The following is a 15348-nucleotide window of genomic DNA, read 5'->3' as shown; positions in this document are numbered from 1 at the left end:
GAGTCATATGTCTAAAACAATTGCAATCAATGCTGGGAGTTCAAGTTTGAAATGGCAATTATATCAAATGCCAGAAGAAACCGTAGTTGCGAAAGGGATCGTCGAACGTATCGGTTTACAAGATTCTATTTTTACCATCAAGTACGGCGATAATCAAAAATTCGAACAAATCATGGATATCGAAAACCACGAAGTAGCAGTAAAAATGCTGTTAGATCAGTTGATTGAACTGCAAATTTTAAGCTCTTATGATGAAATCACCGGAGTAGGGCACCGTGTTGTTCACGGAGGAGAAACTTATGGGGATTCAGTAGTGATCGATGAGAAAGTAATGGACCGCATTGCTGAATTAGCAGAATTTGCTCCTTTGCATAATCCTGCAAACTTAATGGGGATCAAAGCGTTTAAAAAGATTTTACCTGACATTTTGAGTGTGGCTGTATTCGATACATCTTTCCACTCAACAATGCCAAAGCAAAATTATTTATATAGCTTACCGGTGTCTTATTATGAAGATTTCAAAGTAAGAAAATATGGCTTCCATGGCACAAGTCATCGTTATGTGTCGGAACGTGCGGCAAAATTATTGAACAAACCGATCGAAGAACTAAAAATCATCACTTGCCACTTAGGAAATGGTGTATCGATCACAGCAGTCGATGGAGGTAAATCCATGGATACTTCTATGGGATTCACACCATTAGCTGGGGTGACAATGGGTACACGTTCAGGTGATATCGATCCAGCTGTTCTCCCATATTTAATGGAAAAATTAGAGATTGATATTGATGAAATGATCAATGTTTTGAACAAGAAATCTGGTCTGCTAGGCCTAACAGGATTGTCTAGTGATATGCGTGATCTTGAAAAGAACTATGAAAAAGAACATATTCGTTTAGCTTATGACATTTTCGTGGACCGCATCCGAAAATACATCGGCGGTTATGTGACAACGATGAATGGTGTTGATGCAATTGTCTTTACTGCTGGTATCGGCGAGAATGACGGACATGTACGTAGTGAAATCATCAAAGGTATGTCTTGGTTTGGTTGTGAAATCGATCCAGCGTTGAATGAATTGCGTGGTGAAGAAGTAGATATCTCTACAAAAGAATCAAAAGTAAGAGTATTAGTGATCCCAACAGATGAGGAACTAATGATTGCCCGTGATGTGGAGCGTCTGCGCGGCTAAGCCAAAGCATTCGTTAGGATAAAAGATGAAACGCATGCAAGAGGGAATTCTTGCATGTGTTTTTTTTGCGGAGAAGACCGCAAAATGGTAATTTAACTTCAATTTCCCTTCTTTTTTACAGGATCTTCTTAGGGAATTTTGCTTGGAAAAGTGGTCAAAAGGGAAAAGACTGGCATTTTATTTATTGATTTTCAGGAAAATCCCAATATTTTATTTTCATTCATCTTTATAAGGGACATTACATATGTAAAAAGAAAAAACATTTTTAGATCAGCCTCGTGGGCTGTCGACTTTATTCTTCGCTTTATGTTTAGCTAGAAAACCGATCCGAAACATTCATTGATCGAATAATAAAAACTTGATTTTCCACCTGTACTTTGCCTGAATCGTGAAAGCACAGGTATGAAAATCAAGTTTTTTGTTGCGAAAAAACGTCCTAGTCAATCAGTTGGCCGAGCGGCTGGCGGCTGATCTGCTCCTGATCAATAACGAGTGCTTCTTGGAAGTGTTGCTGCAAAAAGTAGCGGTCATGGCTGACTGCTAGGAGCGTTCCTTGATAGTCTTGCAGCATTTCTTCAATTTCTTCTCGAGCATAGCTGTCGAGGTGATTGGTTGGTTCATCCAAAATCAGGACGTTGATTTTTTCTAAAAAGAGTTTCAGCAACGCCAAACGGATTTTTTCACCACCGGATAAATCTTTGATCCGTTTACCCACATCGCTTTGATAAAAGCCACTTTTGGCTAATTGCCGTCGAGCGACTTCTTCGTTTCCAGTCAATGTGATGGCGTAAGCCAGCAAACGGCTATCGGGATCGGCAAACTGCAGCTGCTGCGGCAAATAACCGATTTGCAAGCTACTACCTAATTTGATGGTGCCACCGTAAGGCTTTTCCTCACCGAGTAATAATTTGAGTAAGGTTGATTTTCCTGCACCATTGTCGCCGATGATGGCTAAATGATCTCCACGATAGACTGCAAAACTGCTGTCTTTGAATAGTACTTGATCAGCGTACTGCTGGTGCAAGTTTTGAATGATGAAAACTTCTTTGCCAGATTTTCCACCATTAGACAAGCTTTGCAGCCGATTTTTCGGGGGAGGTGGCGGTTTGACGAGTGTCAGTTTCGCCAGGCGGCGTTCCAGTTCTTTGGCTTTTTTGAAGAAGGACTCATTGTCTCCTTCATGTGCCCACTGACGAAAACGACGAATCATGACTTTCAACCGCTGGACTTCTTTTTGCTGCAGTTCGTAATTTTTTGTCAGCTCAGCCAAGCGAGCTTCTTTCAAGACTCGAAAACGGCTGTAGTTTCCGGGATACTCAATCAATGCACCTTCTTCCAGTTCCCATGTTTTTGTGGTGACTTGATCGAGAAATTGCCGATCATGAGAAACGACCAGAACCGATTTTTTTGTATTCTGTAAATAGTTTTCCAACCAGCGAATACTGTTAAGATCTAAATGATTGGTCGGTTCATCGAGTAAAAGTAAATCGGCATCGGCTGCTAAAATTTTGGCTAAAGCGACTTTAACTCGTTCGCCTCCGCTAAGTTCTGTTAACCGTGCTTCCTGACGGTGTGGAATCCCTAAGCCTTGCAAGATCGCTGCAATCCGGTCTTCTAATACGTAACCGCCTAGTTCTTCAAAGCGATGCTGCAGCTCACCGTAACGGGCCAGACACTTCTCTAAGTTTGTATCTGGTTCTGTCATCAATGCTTCGTAGCGACTCATTTGCTGTTTGAGGTCCTGTATCTCAGCGGCAGAATGGAGCAAGTAGTGGTTGACGGTCGCTTCGGAAACTGTAAGTTCTTGTTCGACCGTCCCGATCTTTAAGCCTTTTTTGCGACTGATAACACCGCTGTCGACACCTTCTCTGCCGGTCAAGATTTGTAAAAAGGTTGATTTGCCAGTTCCGTTGATACCGACTAAGGCAATTTTTTCACCAGCTTCAATTTGACAGGATAAATCCTCAAATAATGGATTCCCGCCGATTGTTTTTTTAATAGAAATTGCTTGTATGATCATGATCTCTCTCCTTGAGACCACTCAAAAAGGCCATGGTTATCCATGGCCTGTGTTATTTAAACTCAGATTATCATGAGAAAAATACCTTGAGATGGCCATTGATTTTACGTGAATTCAACTGTTTTGGACAAACTTGTCCCGTCAACAGCAACTGTAAAACCAATTGCATGGCTAAATGCGATATGGTATCGTTGGTAATTTTCATTACTTGTTATTTTAGTCATGCGCATCATAGTATTTTCCCTCCTTCGTGTAGTTGTCTTTTCCAGTGTACCTGAAAGTGTCAGAAAGTTCAACTAGCGCTGACATTTACTTAATATTTATCGATGTGTAATTCTGTCAGAGAGCTTTTTTTATCTGACTGAGGGTAATGTCTCGTGGACCACATCATTGTATTCTGAGCTAAACCAGCGTTCAGGCGAAATCATATGGTGTTTGATAAAAAACTTTGTCTACATGACTTCCTTTTGCCATTTGCTTAATACCGTTGCATTAAACTGCTCTTCTCTTTGGAAATCTCACCAACATCGCGTTCAGGAGTATCGTTGTGGTTGCAATGGCAAGCGGTAGCCTTTCATCAATTCTTGAATGATTTACCGAATGTAGCACTTGCCTTCTCGCGGTACCCGAACCCGAAATAAAATTTTAGTTTGGCGATAAAATCGGTATCCGCCATCGATACTTCATATTTTTTCGTATCAGATTCATCGGAAACTTCCACATTGACGAACCAATAAGCTTTGGCATGCTTAGGTCGTTTTAAACCACACCAGGGCGACTAATCGCCCTGGTGTTCACTTTTTTTTATTTTACTTGAACTCATTGACTGTTTTCCCTTTATTTTAAACATTATAAAGACCGATGAGTGCTTGCCGCGTCTTTTGTTTTTATCACGGTTTTTTGTGCAAAAAAACCTGCCGATAGTTGGCAGGTCGTCTACGTGTTAAGCTTTGGTGTGGTCTTTAGCTGGCAATTGGTTTTCTAAATCAGTTCGGACAACAAGCACATCGCAAGCTGCGTTTCTAATAACATATTCAGAAACAGAACCAATAAATAAACGTTCTACAGCATTCAATCCTGTGGCTCCTAACATAATCAAATCTACTTGATTATCTTCTGGGATTTCTCTGGCAATAATTTGTTTTGGTGAGCCATATTCTACGACAGAGGTTACATTATTCAAGCCAGCTTTCTTCGCATTGCTTTCATAATCTGCCAATGTTTGCTTTGCCATTTCAGTAGCTTGTTCTGCAAGCATTCCATCAAAGGATGAAACGGTTTGGAAAGAACGTGTGTCAATGACATGTGCTAATAGAAGTTCTCCGTTATTTCGGATAGCTACATTGACCGCCTTTTTAAAAGCTAATTCAGCTTCATCAGAACCATCTACGGCAACCATGATTTTTTTGTATTGTTGTAACATAAGCATTCACTCCTCAAGTCAATCGTATTGTACTCTTTTATTGTAGAACACTTTAGGGAAAAAGAGAATTATTTACTGCTTTGGTTCAGCAATTTTTTTTGCAAATCGGATACTGAAGGTGGCAGAAACAATAATTACGATCAGTAAAAAGACCAAGGCAATAAAGCGTTGATTGAAAAAAGCTGTTAAAATACCCATTACGCCTAAAACAGCATATGCAGCTCCGTAAAATTGTAGGAATCCTTGATTTTTATCATTTTTGTTGATCAATACAAAAAAGATATCCTGTTTATTAAATAAATAATAGCTAACGAATAATAATACTAAAGTGGCGATAATCATTAAAATCCTAATCATGAACAAATCCTCCAAAATAAGCAACAAATAGAAAAAGCAATTTGCCAAGAGCAAATTGCTTTATTCTTTAAAAGATGGTAATCTCCGTTAATGCCGTTGTTTGTCCTGTAGTATTGATCCCGCGAATTCAAGCAGGTGGGTCCCATGGTCGTAGCTTCGAACTACCAAATGATAAGGCATGTTACCAGCAGTGACACAAGACGGGTCCCAAGATATCAATAAAAATGTTCGGTCAACACACAAAGAGGACAATTCGAACATCACAGATTTCCCACCTCTATAGTAGCATATGAATTTAAAAAGAGCAATGAGAGAGCTCGCAGAAACAGAACCGTTTTCTTGTCTAGTTTTTTGGAGGATGCTTTTTCCACTCTTTTATACGGTAATACTGTTGACCCAGAGCCTGTTCATATTTCCCTGTATCTTTTGGCTGATAATACTGAGCATTCTTCAGTTTATCTGGTAAATATTGCTGATTGACCCAAGCCTGATCAAAATGATGAGGATACTGATAACCCACGCCACGGTTGAGTGATTTCGCACCTTTGTAATGGCTATCTCTCAAATGATCAGGAACATCTCCAGCTTTGCCCTCTCGAATATCAGCAAGTGCTGCATCTAATGCCATGTAGGCAGAATTGGATTTTGGCGACAAGCAAAGATCGACGACGACGTCTGCTAGTGGGATACGTGCCTCAGGCAATCCCAATTTTTCAGCAGCTAATACAGCGTTCACTGTACGAGCCGCAGCAGCAGGATTACCTAAACCTATATCTTCATAACCGATAACCATCAGACGCCGGCAAATACTTGCCAGATCACCTGCCTCAACTAAACGGGCGAGATAATGAAGTGCAGCATCCACATCACTTCCACGAATCGATTTTTGAAAAGCCGAAATAACGTCATAATGAGCATCTCCATTTTTGTCATGGGTAAGAGCTTTTCTTTGGACACATTCTTCAATGATCGACAGTGTAAGATGAATCCTTCCTTCTTTATCTGAAGGAGTCGATAGTGTAGCCAGTTCCAGCCCATTCAATGCACTCCGCAAATCGCCGTTCGTTGCACGCGAAAGGTGAAGAAGAGCATCTTCGTCTAACTGGATTGCTTGTTGTCCAAGGCCGCGTTCTTTATCCCTTAAAGCATGTTCGACTGCCAACTGGATGTCTTGTTCTGTTAATGGTTTGACTTCAAAGATCTGTGTACGGCTGCGGATCGCTGGATTGATGGTAATATAAGGATTCTCAGTAGTCGCTCCGATCAAGATGATTCGGCCACTTTCTAAATGAGGAAGCAGAAAATCCTGTTTTGTTTTATCTAATCGGTGTACTTCATCCAATAAGAGGATCACTGTACCACTCATTTTTGCTTCTTCCGCTACAACTTGTAGATCCTTTTTTGAATCTATAGCGGCGTTTAGCATGCGAAATGCATAATTAGTAGAGCCGGCGATCGCACTTGCGATACTCGTTTTTCCAGTACCAGGAGGTCCATATAGAATCATGGAAGAGAGCATGCGAGCATCGACCATGCGGCGTATGATTTTTCCTTCCCCGACTAGATGCTGCTGACCAACGACTTCATCGATCGTTCGAGGTCTCATGCGATAAGCCAATGGCTGTTGCATAGGATTTTCCTCCTTCTTGTTTTTACGTCCCTTAATTATATCATATTTAGCAAGATGCCTAGAAAGAACAGCCTTCTGTTGTTTTGTTTTCATAGCTTATCCAACTAATATTGTGTATGATAAAGTAGGTGAGAAAAATGACGGATAAACAAAAGATAGATGAATTTTTTTGGAATAAAACGACGCCAGAAGTGGCACGGGATTTATTGGGGATGTATTTGGAGCATGACACACCAGAAGGAAGATTAGCTGGATATATTGTAGACGCGGAAGCATACCTAGGTCCAGAAGACGAGGCCGCCCATAGCTATGGTTTAAGAAGAACACCGCGTGTGCGGGCAATGTATGAAAAACCAGGTACGATCTACCTTTACACGATGCATACTCATCGGATTTTGAACATCATTACTCAGCCAGAAGGGATTCCTCAAGGAGTAATGATACGTGCAATCGAACCCGCCGCAATGATTGATCAAATGAGTAAAAATCGTGGCGGAAAAACTGGTCCAGATATCAGCAACGGTCCGGGAAAATTAGTGGAAGCATTAGCAATTCCTCAAGAACTTTATGGTCAGTCTATAGCAGATAGTTCGTTACGCTTAGTTTTTGAGAAAAAAAAGACACCAAAAAAGATCAATGCTTTGCCTAGAATCGGTATCCCAAACAAAGGTGTATGGACAGAAAAGCCGTTGCGTTTTGTTGTGTCGGGAAATCCTTATATCTCTTTACAAAGAAAAAACCAAATCGAGAAAGATTGGGGTTGGAGGAAAGAAAATGAAAAAGAAGGATCTATTAACATATTTAGATGAAATAATTGAAAAACAAGTGACAGACTATGATGTAGCTTTAGATTGGGATACAAAAAATCATACGATCGAGATCGTTGTTCGCTTGTTTGCAGAAAATAAAGCACAATTTGAGATTGATGATGCAGAAGGGATCGTTTCGCAAGAACCAATTATCGAATTTGAAGACGGCGTACTTCTTTTTAATCCTCAGAAATCTGTTTTTGATGAACGCAATTATCTAGCAGTAATCCCTTATGAAGGAAAAAAAGGGTTGGCAAAATCAGTAGCTGATTCTTTAGTGGAATATCTAAATGAAGTATTAGCTCAAGGGCAAAGCGATTTGCTTGATTTTTTGGATGAAGACGATGACGAAGCTGTATTCGAGCTTCACTGGGATAATCAGCAACTAGCAGAATTAGTAGAAGTAAAACAGCAAAATGAAGCAGATACTTATTTACCGTACCCAAGTTATTAAGGAGTGACAGATATGAAATGGAATGAAGTAAAAGTAGAAACTGAAAGTGAAGCAGTCGAAGCAGTTGCTAATATTTTGATGGAGGCAGGGGCGAGTGGTGTCGCGATTGAAGATTCTTTAGATGTTGAACATTTTCAGTCGGATCAATATGGTGAGATTTTAGATAAAAATGATTTTACATCGCTGAAAGAAGGCGCACTAGTCATGGCTTATTTTCCGGAAACGACTTTCTTACCGGAAATCTTGCCTTTTATCAAAGATCGTATCACACAATTACCTGAGTTTGGTCTAGCTATTGGAAAAAATAAAGTAACAGTTAGTGAAGTAGAGGAAAGCAACTGGGCAACAGCCTGGAAGAAATACTATCATCCGGTGCGTATTACGCGAATGCTGACGGTTGCGCCAAGCTGGGAAAACTACCAGACAGAAGATCCTCTAGAAAAAATTATCACACTAGATCCTGGTATGGCATTTGGCACAGGCACTCATCCCACGACTTCCTTGACATTGACAGCACTAGAAACAGTCTTGCGTGGTGGTGAAACATTGCTAGATGTGGGAACTGGGTCGGGCGTGCTAAGTATTGCAGCAAAATATCTTGGTGCAAAAGATGTCTATGCCTTTGATTTAGACGAAGTAGCCGTTCGTTCGGCGAAAGAAAATATGGATATGAATGAAATAGCCAAAGATGTCCATGTATCAGCTAACGATCTTTTGACAGGAATCGAGATTGAAAGTGATGTAATCGTTGCGAACATTTTAGCAGATATCATCTTATTGATGATCCCAGATGCTTGGCGTTTACTGAAGCAAACAGGCACGCTGATCGTTTCAGGAATCATTGAAGAGAAGAAGCAAATAGTTCTGGATGCCATGTTAGAACAAGGGTTTATCGTGGATCAAATTTTCCAGCAAAAAGACTGGTATGCAATTATTTTGAAAAAACCAGAGGTGGAATAGATGCAGCGGTATTTTTTAAAAGAATCATATGAATCAAAAGACTATTTTGTTTTAGAAGGGGAAAACTATCACCACATTGTACGGGTTATGAGGATGGAACCCGAGGATGAAGTTTTTTTGGCATTCAATGATCAAATAGCCATTGTTGCAGAAATCACGGAGATTACTGAAGAGGCTGTTTATCTGAAAGAAATTAAAAAAGAAGAAAATCAAAAGGAACTGCCAAGTTCGATTACCATAGCGAGTGGCTATCCTAAAGGGGAAAAGCTGGATTGGATCGTTCAGAAATCCACTGAATTAGGAGCGCAAGCTTTTCTTGGTTTCCCGGCATCAGCCTCTGTCGTTAAATGGGATGCAAAAAAACGTATGAAACGACAACAACGGCTTGAAAAGATTGCTCAAGAGGCAGCGGAACAATCCCATCGGCAGATCGTGCCATCAGTAGAGTTATTGGAAACGAAACAAGATTTATTTGAGCGGCTAGATGATTATGACGTGGTCTTGGTTGCTTATGAGGAATCAGCAAAGCAAGGCGAAAAATCAAATGCAGCCAAAATTCTTAGTGAAACAAAACCAGATAGTCGAATCTTAGCTGTCTTTGGACCAGAAGGTGGATTATCCCGCGATGAAGTCGATTATTTTGTAGAACACAAAGGGATACTTTGTGGATTAGGACCAAGAATCCTTCGTACAGAAACAGCACCTCTTTATTTATTAAGTGCTGCTAGCTATCAATGGGAATTAATGAATCCTTCTTTCAGCTAACGTTCTTCATTAATAAAAGAGTATCGACGGAAAGAATTGAAAAAATAGTCAACAATTTGTATAATAGAAACAATTATTTATACAATGGATACGAAAAATCGTTTGAAAAAGCTTTTAAAAAGCGAACATTTCCGTAAAAAAACGTATAACTGCACGGATTTTGGGACAATTATCAAACAGATATTTGTCCCGATTCCCGTTTTACCGAAAAAAGAAAGGGGGATCGATTCCTGTGACAAAAGAAGAAATTTTAACGGGACCCGGTGTCATAAAGCTCGTTAGTCAATACATGGGTCCCGAACATGTAGCATTTGTTGAGAAAGCATGCGAATACGCGACTGCTGCACATGACGGACAGTTTAGAAAATCAGGCGAACCCTACATTATTCATCCTATCCAAGTCGCAGGTATATTAGCAGATTTAAAAATGGATCCCCATACAGTGGCTACAGGCTTCTTACATGATGTTGTTGAAGATACAGAAATCACTTTAGAAGATCTGAGAGAAGAATTTGGCGATGACGTTGCTATGTTAGTGGACGGCGTAACCAAATTAGGGAAAATAAAATATAAATCCCACGAAGAGCAGCTAGCAGAAAACCACCGAAAGATGCTGCTAGCAATGGCTCAAGATTTACGAGTTATCATGGTCAAATTAGCTGATAGACTACATAACATGCGTACGTTGAAGCACCTGCGAGAAGATAAGCAAAGAAGGATCGCTCAGGAAACTTTAGAAATCTATGCGCCTCTTGCACATCGTCTAGGGATCAGCCGGATCAAATGGGAATTAGAAGATACAGCACTTCGTTATCTAAATCCAAAACAGTATTACCGTATCGTCCACTTGATGCAGACGAAGAGAGAAGAACGTGAAAAATACGTAAGTGGTACTGTTGAAGATATTCGAATAGCAACAGAAGAGCTGGGGATTTTTGCAGAAATCTATGGACGGCCAAAACACATTTATTCAATCTATCGTAAAATGAAAGATCAGAAAAAGCAGTTCAACGAAATTTATGACTTGCTAGCTATTCGAGTGATCGTAGATTCAATCAAGGATTGTTATGCTGTATTAGGAGCAATCCACACAAAATGGAAACCAATGCCCGGCAGATTTAAGGATTATATTGCCATGCCAAAAGCTAATATGTACCAATCTTTGCATACTACCGTGATCGGTCCGGCAGGAAATCCGGTAGAAATTCAAATCCGAACACAGGAAATGCATGAAATCGCTGAATTCGGGGTTGCTGCACACTGGGCCTATAAAGAAGGAAAAAATGAAAAAGTAGAACCAGATGGTATGACGAAACAATTAAGCTGGTTCCATGAGATACTCGAACTTCAAGACGAAAGCTATGATGCTTCTGAATTTATGGAAGGCGTAAAAGGAGATATCTTTAGTGATAAAGTCTACGTCTTCACACCAAAGGGAGACGTTACTGAGTTACCAAAAGGATCCGGACCATTGGACTTTGCATACAGTATCCATACAGATATCGGTAACAAAACCACTGGTGCAAAAGTAAATGGCAAAATGGTGCAGCTTGATTACAAATTGAAAAACGGCGATATCATTGAGATCATGACTTCTCCAAATTCATTTGGCCCAAGTCGCGACTGGTTGAAATTAGTTGCTACTAGCAAAGCAAGAAATAAGATCAAACGTTTCTTCAAAGCCCAAGATCGAGAAGAAAATGTGATCAAAGGCCACGAATCCGTGGTCAAATGTATTACAGATCTAGGATTTACGCCTAAAGATATTTTGACGAAGAACAAACTGCAAGAAGCACTCGATCGTTTTAATTATCAAACAGAAGATGATCTCTATGCAGCTGTAGGGTATGGAGAAGTTAGCCCCTTGACGATGGCCAATCGTCTGACTGAAAAAGAACGTAAAGAACAAAAAATCGAGCAGCAAAAGCAAGAAGCAGAAGAAATCATGAATCAGCCGAAAAAAGAACCTGACAAAATGAAAGTACGTCATGAAGGTGGCGTTGTCATTCAAGGGGTAGAAAACTTACTAATTCGTATCAGTCGCTGCTGTAATCCGATTCCTGGTGATGATATCGTTGGTTATATCACTAAAGGCAGAGGGATATCCATTCATCGTCGAGATTGTCCGAATGTTCAGCCTGACAAACCAAATGTAGCAGAACGTTTGATTGAAGTCGAATGGGAAGATACATCGAATACACGAAAAGAGTATGATGCAGATTTGGAAATTTACGGCTATAATCGTTCAGGCTTATTGAATGATGTACTTCAAACAGTCAATGCGCTAACGAAAAATCTCAACAGCGTTGAAGCACGGACGAATAAAGATAAAATGGCGACGATCCATTTGACGGTTGGTATCCAGAATTTATCCCACCTAAAGAGTATCGTGGATAAAATCAAAGCAGTACCTGATGTCTACAGTGTACGCCGGACGAATGGATAGGAGGACAGATATGAGAGCAGTTGTTCAACGGGTAAGTAAAGCTGCTGTGTCAGTCGATCAGCAAGAAATTGGAAAAATTGGCTACGGCCTACTTGTTTTATTAGGCATTCATGAAACCGATACGCAAAAAGATGTGGACTATCTGGTAAAAAAAATTGCACAAATGCGTATTTTTGAAGATGAACAAGGAAAAATGAATATTAGTGTAGAAGATGTGGGAGGACAAATTTTAAGTATCTCTCAATTCACACTGTTTGCGGATACGAAAAAAGGAAATCGACCAAGCTTTGTGGAAGCCGCACGACCAGAAACAGCTATTCCTTTATACGAATCATTCAATGAAGGAATCAGAATTCGCGGCATCACAGTCGCTACCGGACAATTCGGAGCAGATATGTCGGTTTCTCTCGTCAATGATGGACCTGTAACGATCATTATTGATTCTAAAAACAAATAAAGTAATCTGGTTTTCACTAGTAAAAACTATGAAACACGTCGCTTAAGTTAGACTGAAAAACTCTAACTTAAGTGGCTTTTTTGTCTGCAAAAAGCGCTTCTTTTGTCAGCAGTCGGAAAAAAAGTTAAGCTTAAATTATACAAGTTATTTTTTATAGGAGGTTGCTGAAGATGAAAGAAGTACCAGTAGTAGATATCAAAATCACAGATTTAAAAAAATTGTATCAAAAAGGATACAACATGTTGGAGGAGTTACGCCATGAAGCGGACGCTCCCGTCGTCAAAGCAAAGATTTTCAATAAAGAAGCTATCACGATCTACGGATCATCAGCAGCAAAAGTATTTTATGATCCAAGGAATTTCAAACGAAAAGGTGCTATGCCAAAATTAGTATTGAAGACACTTTTTGGTCAAGGTGGAGTACAGACTTTGGATGGAGCTGCTCATCACCATCGGAAAAATATTTTTATGGATCTAATGACACCGGAAAGAATGGAAGATTATCATCGTATCTTAGATAAGAATCTGACACAAGCACTTGAAGCACAGCATGGTCAATTTGAACTATTTGATTTAAGTAAGATGGTTTTCTTTACATCTATTTGCGAGTGGGCAGGTATCAATTTATCAGCGATTTCTAAAGATGAGGTCGAAAAATTAGCAGAATATCAAATCTCTATGATCAGCGGAACGTTTACTTCTCCGATTGATCACATAAAAGGTGTCGAAAATCGCAAAAAATCAGAAAAATGGGCGCAAGGCTTGATTGAAGAAGCTCGACAAAATCCTGTGGCTGGAAAAGAAAATGTGGCATTATATGCTTTTGCCAATGCCACAGATTTAGATGGTCAGCTTTTACCTCTGGAAGTGGCAGCTGTTGAATTATTGAACATCATCCGTCCAACGGTTGCTCTAACTGTGTGGGCGGCATTGATGGGACATGCACTTTTCAGTAGACCAGATTTGTATCAGCAATTAAAAAATGACTTTTCGACGTTGCAAGATCCGTTTATTCAAGAAATGAGACGCTATTATCCTTTCTTCCCAATGCTACCTGCGATTTCGCTGAAAGAAGTAGAAGTAGATGGTTATCGTATACCAGAAGGCAGTTGGGTTATTTTAGATTTATATGGAACAGACCATGATGAACGAACAGTTGAAGCGCCAGATTCCTTTATGATCAAACGGTATGTAGGGAAAGCAAAAGATATTTCCTATAAAGAAGAATATGAGATGATTGCACAAGGCGGGGGAGATTTTCGACAAATGCATCGCTGTGCAGGAGAATGGATCACTCTTCATAGTCTACGTGTGTTTTCCGATCAGCTAGTAAATAAGTTTGAGTTCTCTGTACCTGAACAAGATTGGACGATTCCATTCAATCAGTTTCCGACTTATCCGAATAGCCGAGCGCTACTTTACAAGAATTAGATTAGCATAAACTTATCGAAAAAAGGAAGATCAAACAGTGCTGATCTTCCTTTTTTCATATTACTATAAATTGATAAGGTCAATTGATCAAAATCCACGAAATGCTTCATCAATGGTTTGATAATCTTCATTGGATAAATGCAAATCTAAAGCTTGGACATTGTCAGATACTTGCTCTGGACGCTTAGCTCCAGGTATAACTACAGACACTCGTGGATTCTTCATGTACCAAGCTAAAACAAGTTGCGCAGGAGTGGCTTGGTATCTTTTAGCAATGGGGCGAAGTACATCGACAGCGGTTAAAATTTCTCTGAAACGTTCTCCTTGGAAATCTGGATTTCTTTTTCGATGATCTCCTTCACCAAATTGTTTTTCCTCACCAAGTTCATATTTTCCTGTCAGCAAACCGGAAGCAAGAGGAAAATAGGGAACAAAACTGATTTTGTTTTTTTCAAGATAAGGGAATAATTCTTTTTCAGCCTGCCGATGGATCAAACTGTATTTATCTTCTACTACATCGACATATCCATCTGCATTCGCTTCTTTCAATTGTTCTAACGTGAAGTTTGACACACCGACTGCTCGGATTTTTCCTGCTTCTTTTAATTCATGCAATGTAGCAACTGATTCATTTTTTGGTGTGCTTTCATCCGGAAAGTGGATATAAAAAATGTCGATGTAATCAGTTTGCAGACGTTTTAGTGCATCTTCCACCGATTGTTTGAGAAACTCAGGAGAATTATCAAATGTTCGCCCTTTATTTGGTACATGAGCAGCTTTTGTAGCGATGACGACACGTGAGCGATCATATTCTTTTTCCTTCAGTACCTCGCCAATCAGTTCTTCGGAACGGCCGTTTCCGTAAGCATAAGCGGTATCGATCAAATTGATCCCGCTATTCAAAGCTGTACGAACTACTTGTTTTCCTGTCTCATCTTCCAAACCGTCAAAAAGATTATGTCCTCCAACGGCATTTGCTCCTAATCCAAGCTGTTCTGCGTAGACTTGTGAATGTCCGATTCTTATTTCTGCCATAGCTGATTCCTCCTTTTTGTCTAGTCTAAAACAAAATACCAAAAAGCTGAACTAAAACGTTTTTGTGAGGGGAAATAGTCAGATATCTCTTGACTTTGAGACTGGTTTTTAGTAGGTTATAAGTAATATCGAATGTCAATGAAAGAGCGAGTAAGTTTTTGAAACTTTACAAGAGAGGATCATCTAGGCTGAAAATGATCTAAAGTTTCATTAGCCTAAAGACACTCTGGAGATGGACGAGTGAAAAGCCGTCCCGCGTACGAGCGTTATTCGTAAGAGGAAAGAGAAATCTTTCAAAATTAGGTGGTACCGTGTATGAATTTCATTCACCCTTGTTCATGATGAACAAGGGTGATTTTTTTATTTACAT

General features: G+C 39.8%; 15 protein-coding genes and 1 other RNA gene. 8 read left to right on the top strand and 8 right to left on the bottom strand.

Annotation, left to right across the window (positions count from 1 at the left end; all coding sequences use genetic code 11):
- The first annotated feature begins 7 nt into the window (after positions 1 to 7).
- Complete coding sequence (locus IGJ87_RS10565; protein WP_002286171.1) at positions 8 to 1192, top strand: acetate/propionate family kinase; 1185 nt, start codon at positions 8 to 10, stop codon at positions 1190 to 1192.
- A 436-nt stretch (positions 1193 to 1628) separates the two neighbouring features.
- Here IGJ87_RS10565 and abc-f read toward each other — a convergent pair whose 3' ends face one another.
- From abc-f to IGJ87_RS10530, 7 genes are all read right to left on the bottom strand, one after another.
- Positions 1629 to 3212 (bottom strand): ribosomal protection-like ABC-F family protein, encoded by a 1584-nt coding sequence (gene abc-f / locus IGJ87_RS10560; RefSeq protein WP_002286153.1) that lies wholly within the window; start codon positions 3210 to 3212, stop codon positions 1629 to 1631.
- 104 nt (positions 3213 to 3316) lie between these two features.
- Positions 3317 to 3445, bottom strand: a complete 129-nt coding sequence (locus tag IGJ87_RS10555; RefSeq protein WP_002293651.1) for a hypothetical protein — start codon at positions 3443 to 3445, stop codon at positions 3317 to 3319.
- Positions 3446 to 3789: 344 nt separating this feature from the next.
- Complete coding sequence (locus IGJ87_RS10550; protein WP_002293650.1) at positions 3790 to 3933, bottom strand: portal protein; 144 nt, start codon at positions 3931 to 3933, stop codon at positions 3790 to 3792.
- A 222-nt stretch (positions 3934 to 4155) separates the two neighbouring features.
- Positions 4156 to 4635: a universal stress protein gene (locus IGJ87_RS10545; protein ID WP_002293649.1), complete on the bottom strand. Its 480-nt coding sequence runs from the start codon at positions 4633 to 4635 to the stop codon at positions 4156 to 4158.
- A gap of 72 nt (positions 4636 to 4707) precedes the next feature.
- Positions 4708 to 4992 (bottom strand): hypothetical protein, encoded by a 285-nt coding sequence (locus IGJ87_RS10540; protein WP_002293648.1) that lies wholly within the window; start codon positions 4990 to 4992, stop codon positions 4708 to 4710.
- A 77-nt stretch (positions 4993 to 5069) separates the two neighbouring features.
- A non-coding RNA gene (ssrS, locus tag IGJ87_RS10535) (6S RNA) lies at positions 5070 to 5264 on the bottom strand.
- Positions 5265 to 5335: 71 nt separating this feature from the next.
- Complete coding sequence (locus IGJ87_RS10530) at positions 5336 to 6622, bottom strand: replication-associated recombination protein A (protein ID WP_430609379.1); 1287 nt, start codon at positions 6620 to 6622, stop codon at positions 5336 to 5338.
- 137 nt (positions 6623 to 6759) lie between these two features.
- On the opposite strand from IGJ87_RS10530, the gene IGJ87_RS10525 reads away from it, so the two are divergent.
- The 7 genes from IGJ87_RS10525 to IGJ87_RS10495 all read left to right on the top strand — a co-directional run bounded on the left by IGJ87_RS10525 (position 6760) and on the right by IGJ87_RS10495 (position 13943).
- A complete protein-coding gene (locus tag IGJ87_RS10525; protein ID WP_002289090.1) occupies positions 6760 to 7431 on the top strand; it encodes a DNA-3-methyladenine glycosylase in 672 nt (223 codons plus the stop codon).
- The gene (locus tag IGJ87_RS10520; RefSeq protein WP_002289091.1) at positions 7397 to 7885 is read left to right on the top strand and encodes a DUF3013 family protein; all 489 of its coding nucleotides are present in this window, start codon (positions 7397 to 7399) and stop codon (positions 7883 to 7885) included. Before IGJ87_RS10525 ends, IGJ87_RS10520 begins: the two co-directional genes overlap by 35 nt.
- Positions 7886 to 7897: 12 nt before the next feature.
- Positions 7898 to 8845 carry a 50S ribosomal protein L11 methyltransferase gene (prmA, locus tag IGJ87_RS10515; RefSeq protein WP_002301283.1) on the top strand — a complete coding sequence of 316 codons (948 nt, stop codon included), beginning with the start codon at positions 7898 to 7900 and terminating at the stop codon, positions 8843 to 8845.
- Entirely contained in the window at positions 8846 to 9610 is a 765-nt protein-coding gene (locus IGJ87_RS10510) for a 16S rRNA (uracil(1498)-N(3))-methyltransferase (protein ID WP_002289095.1), read from the top strand.
- Positions 9611 to 9842: 232 nt separating this feature from the next.
- Positions 9843 to 12056 carry a RelA/SpoT family protein gene (locus IGJ87_RS10505; protein WP_002289096.1) on the top strand — a complete coding sequence of 738 codons (2214 nt, stop codon included), beginning with the start codon at positions 9843 to 9845 and terminating at the stop codon, positions 12054 to 12056.
- A 10-nt stretch (positions 12057 to 12066) separates the two neighbouring features.
- Positions 12067 to 12513 (top strand): D-aminoacyl-tRNA deacylase, encoded by a 447-nt coding sequence (gene dtd, locus IGJ87_RS10500; RefSeq protein WP_002328122.1) that lies wholly within the window; start codon positions 12067 to 12069, stop codon positions 12511 to 12513.
- Positions 12514 to 12683: 170 nt separating this feature from the next.
- A complete protein-coding gene (locus IGJ87_RS10495; RefSeq protein WP_002301280.1) occupies positions 12684 to 13943 on the top strand; it encodes a cytochrome P450 in 1260 nt (419 codons plus the stop codon).
- A gap of 87 nt (positions 13944 to 14030) precedes the next feature.
- On the opposite strand, the gene IGJ87_RS10490 is transcribed toward IGJ87_RS10495, so the two are convergent.
- Positions 14031 to 14978: an aldo/keto reductase gene (locus IGJ87_RS10490; RefSeq protein WP_002301279.1), complete on the bottom strand. Its 948-nt coding sequence runs from the start codon at positions 14976 to 14978 to the stop codon at positions 14031 to 14033.
- Positions 14979 to 15348 lie beyond the last annotated feature (370 nt).

It is taken from the genome of Enterococcus sp. DIV1411a (genome assembly GCF_050531945.1).
GTDB classification, from domain to species: domain Bacteria; phylum Bacillota; class Bacilli; order Lactobacillales; family Enterococcaceae; genus Enterococcus_B; species Enterococcus_B faecium.
Note: the sequence above shows the minus strand (reverse complement) of the source record. Positions and strands in the feature narration are given on the sequence as shown.

Bases quoted from the DNA above. Each gene is read 5' to 3' on its own strand.
- IGJ87_RS10565 (WP_002286171.1), top strand. From the start codon at position 8: ATGTCTAAAACAATTGCAATCAATGCTGGGAGTTCAAGTTTGAAATGG.
- abc-f (WP_002286153.1), bottom strand. From the start codon at position 3,212: ATGATCATACAAGCAATTTCTATTAAAAAAACAATCGGCGGGAATCCA.
- IGJ87_RS10555 (WP_002293651.1), bottom strand. From the start codon at position 3,445: ATGATGCGCATGACTAAAATAACAAGTAATGAAAATTACCAACGATAC.
- IGJ87_RS10545 (WP_002293649.1), bottom strand. From the start codon at position 4,635: ATGTTACAACAATACAAAAAAATCATGGTTGCCGTAGATGGTTCTGAT.
- IGJ87_RS10540 (WP_002293648.1), bottom strand. From the start codon at position 4,992: ATGATTAGGATTTTAATGATTATCGCCACTTTAGTATTATTATTCGTT.
- IGJ87_RS10530 (WP_430609379.1), bottom strand. From the start codon at position 6,622: ATGCAACAGCCATTGGCTTATCGCATGAGACCTCGAACGATCGATGAA.
- IGJ87_RS10525 (WP_002289090.1), top strand. From the start codon at position 6,760: ATGACGGATAAACAAAAGATAGATGAATTTTTTTGGAATAAAACGACG.
- IGJ87_RS10520 (WP_002289091.1), top strand. From the start codon at position 7,397: ATGAAAAAGAAGGATCTATTAACATATTTAGATGAAATAATTGAAAAA.
- prmA (WP_002301283.1), top strand. From the start codon at position 7,898: ATGAAATGGAATGAAGTAAAAGTAGAAACTGAAAGTGAAGCAGTCGAA.
- IGJ87_RS10510 (WP_002289095.1), top strand. From the start codon at position 8,846: ATGCAGCGGTATTTTTTAAAAGAATCATATGAATCAAAAGACTATTTT.
- dtd (WP_002328122.1), top strand. From the start codon at position 12,067: ATGAGAGCAGTTGTTCAACGGGTAAGTAAAGCTGCTGTGTCAGTCGAT.
- IGJ87_RS10495 (WP_002301280.1), top strand. From the start codon at position 12,684: ATGAAAGAAGTACCAGTAGTAGATATCAAAATCACAGATTTAAAAAAA.
- IGJ87_RS10490 (WP_002301279.1), bottom strand. From the start codon at position 14,978: ATGGCAGAAATAAGAATCGGACATTCACAAGTCTACGCAGAACAGCTT.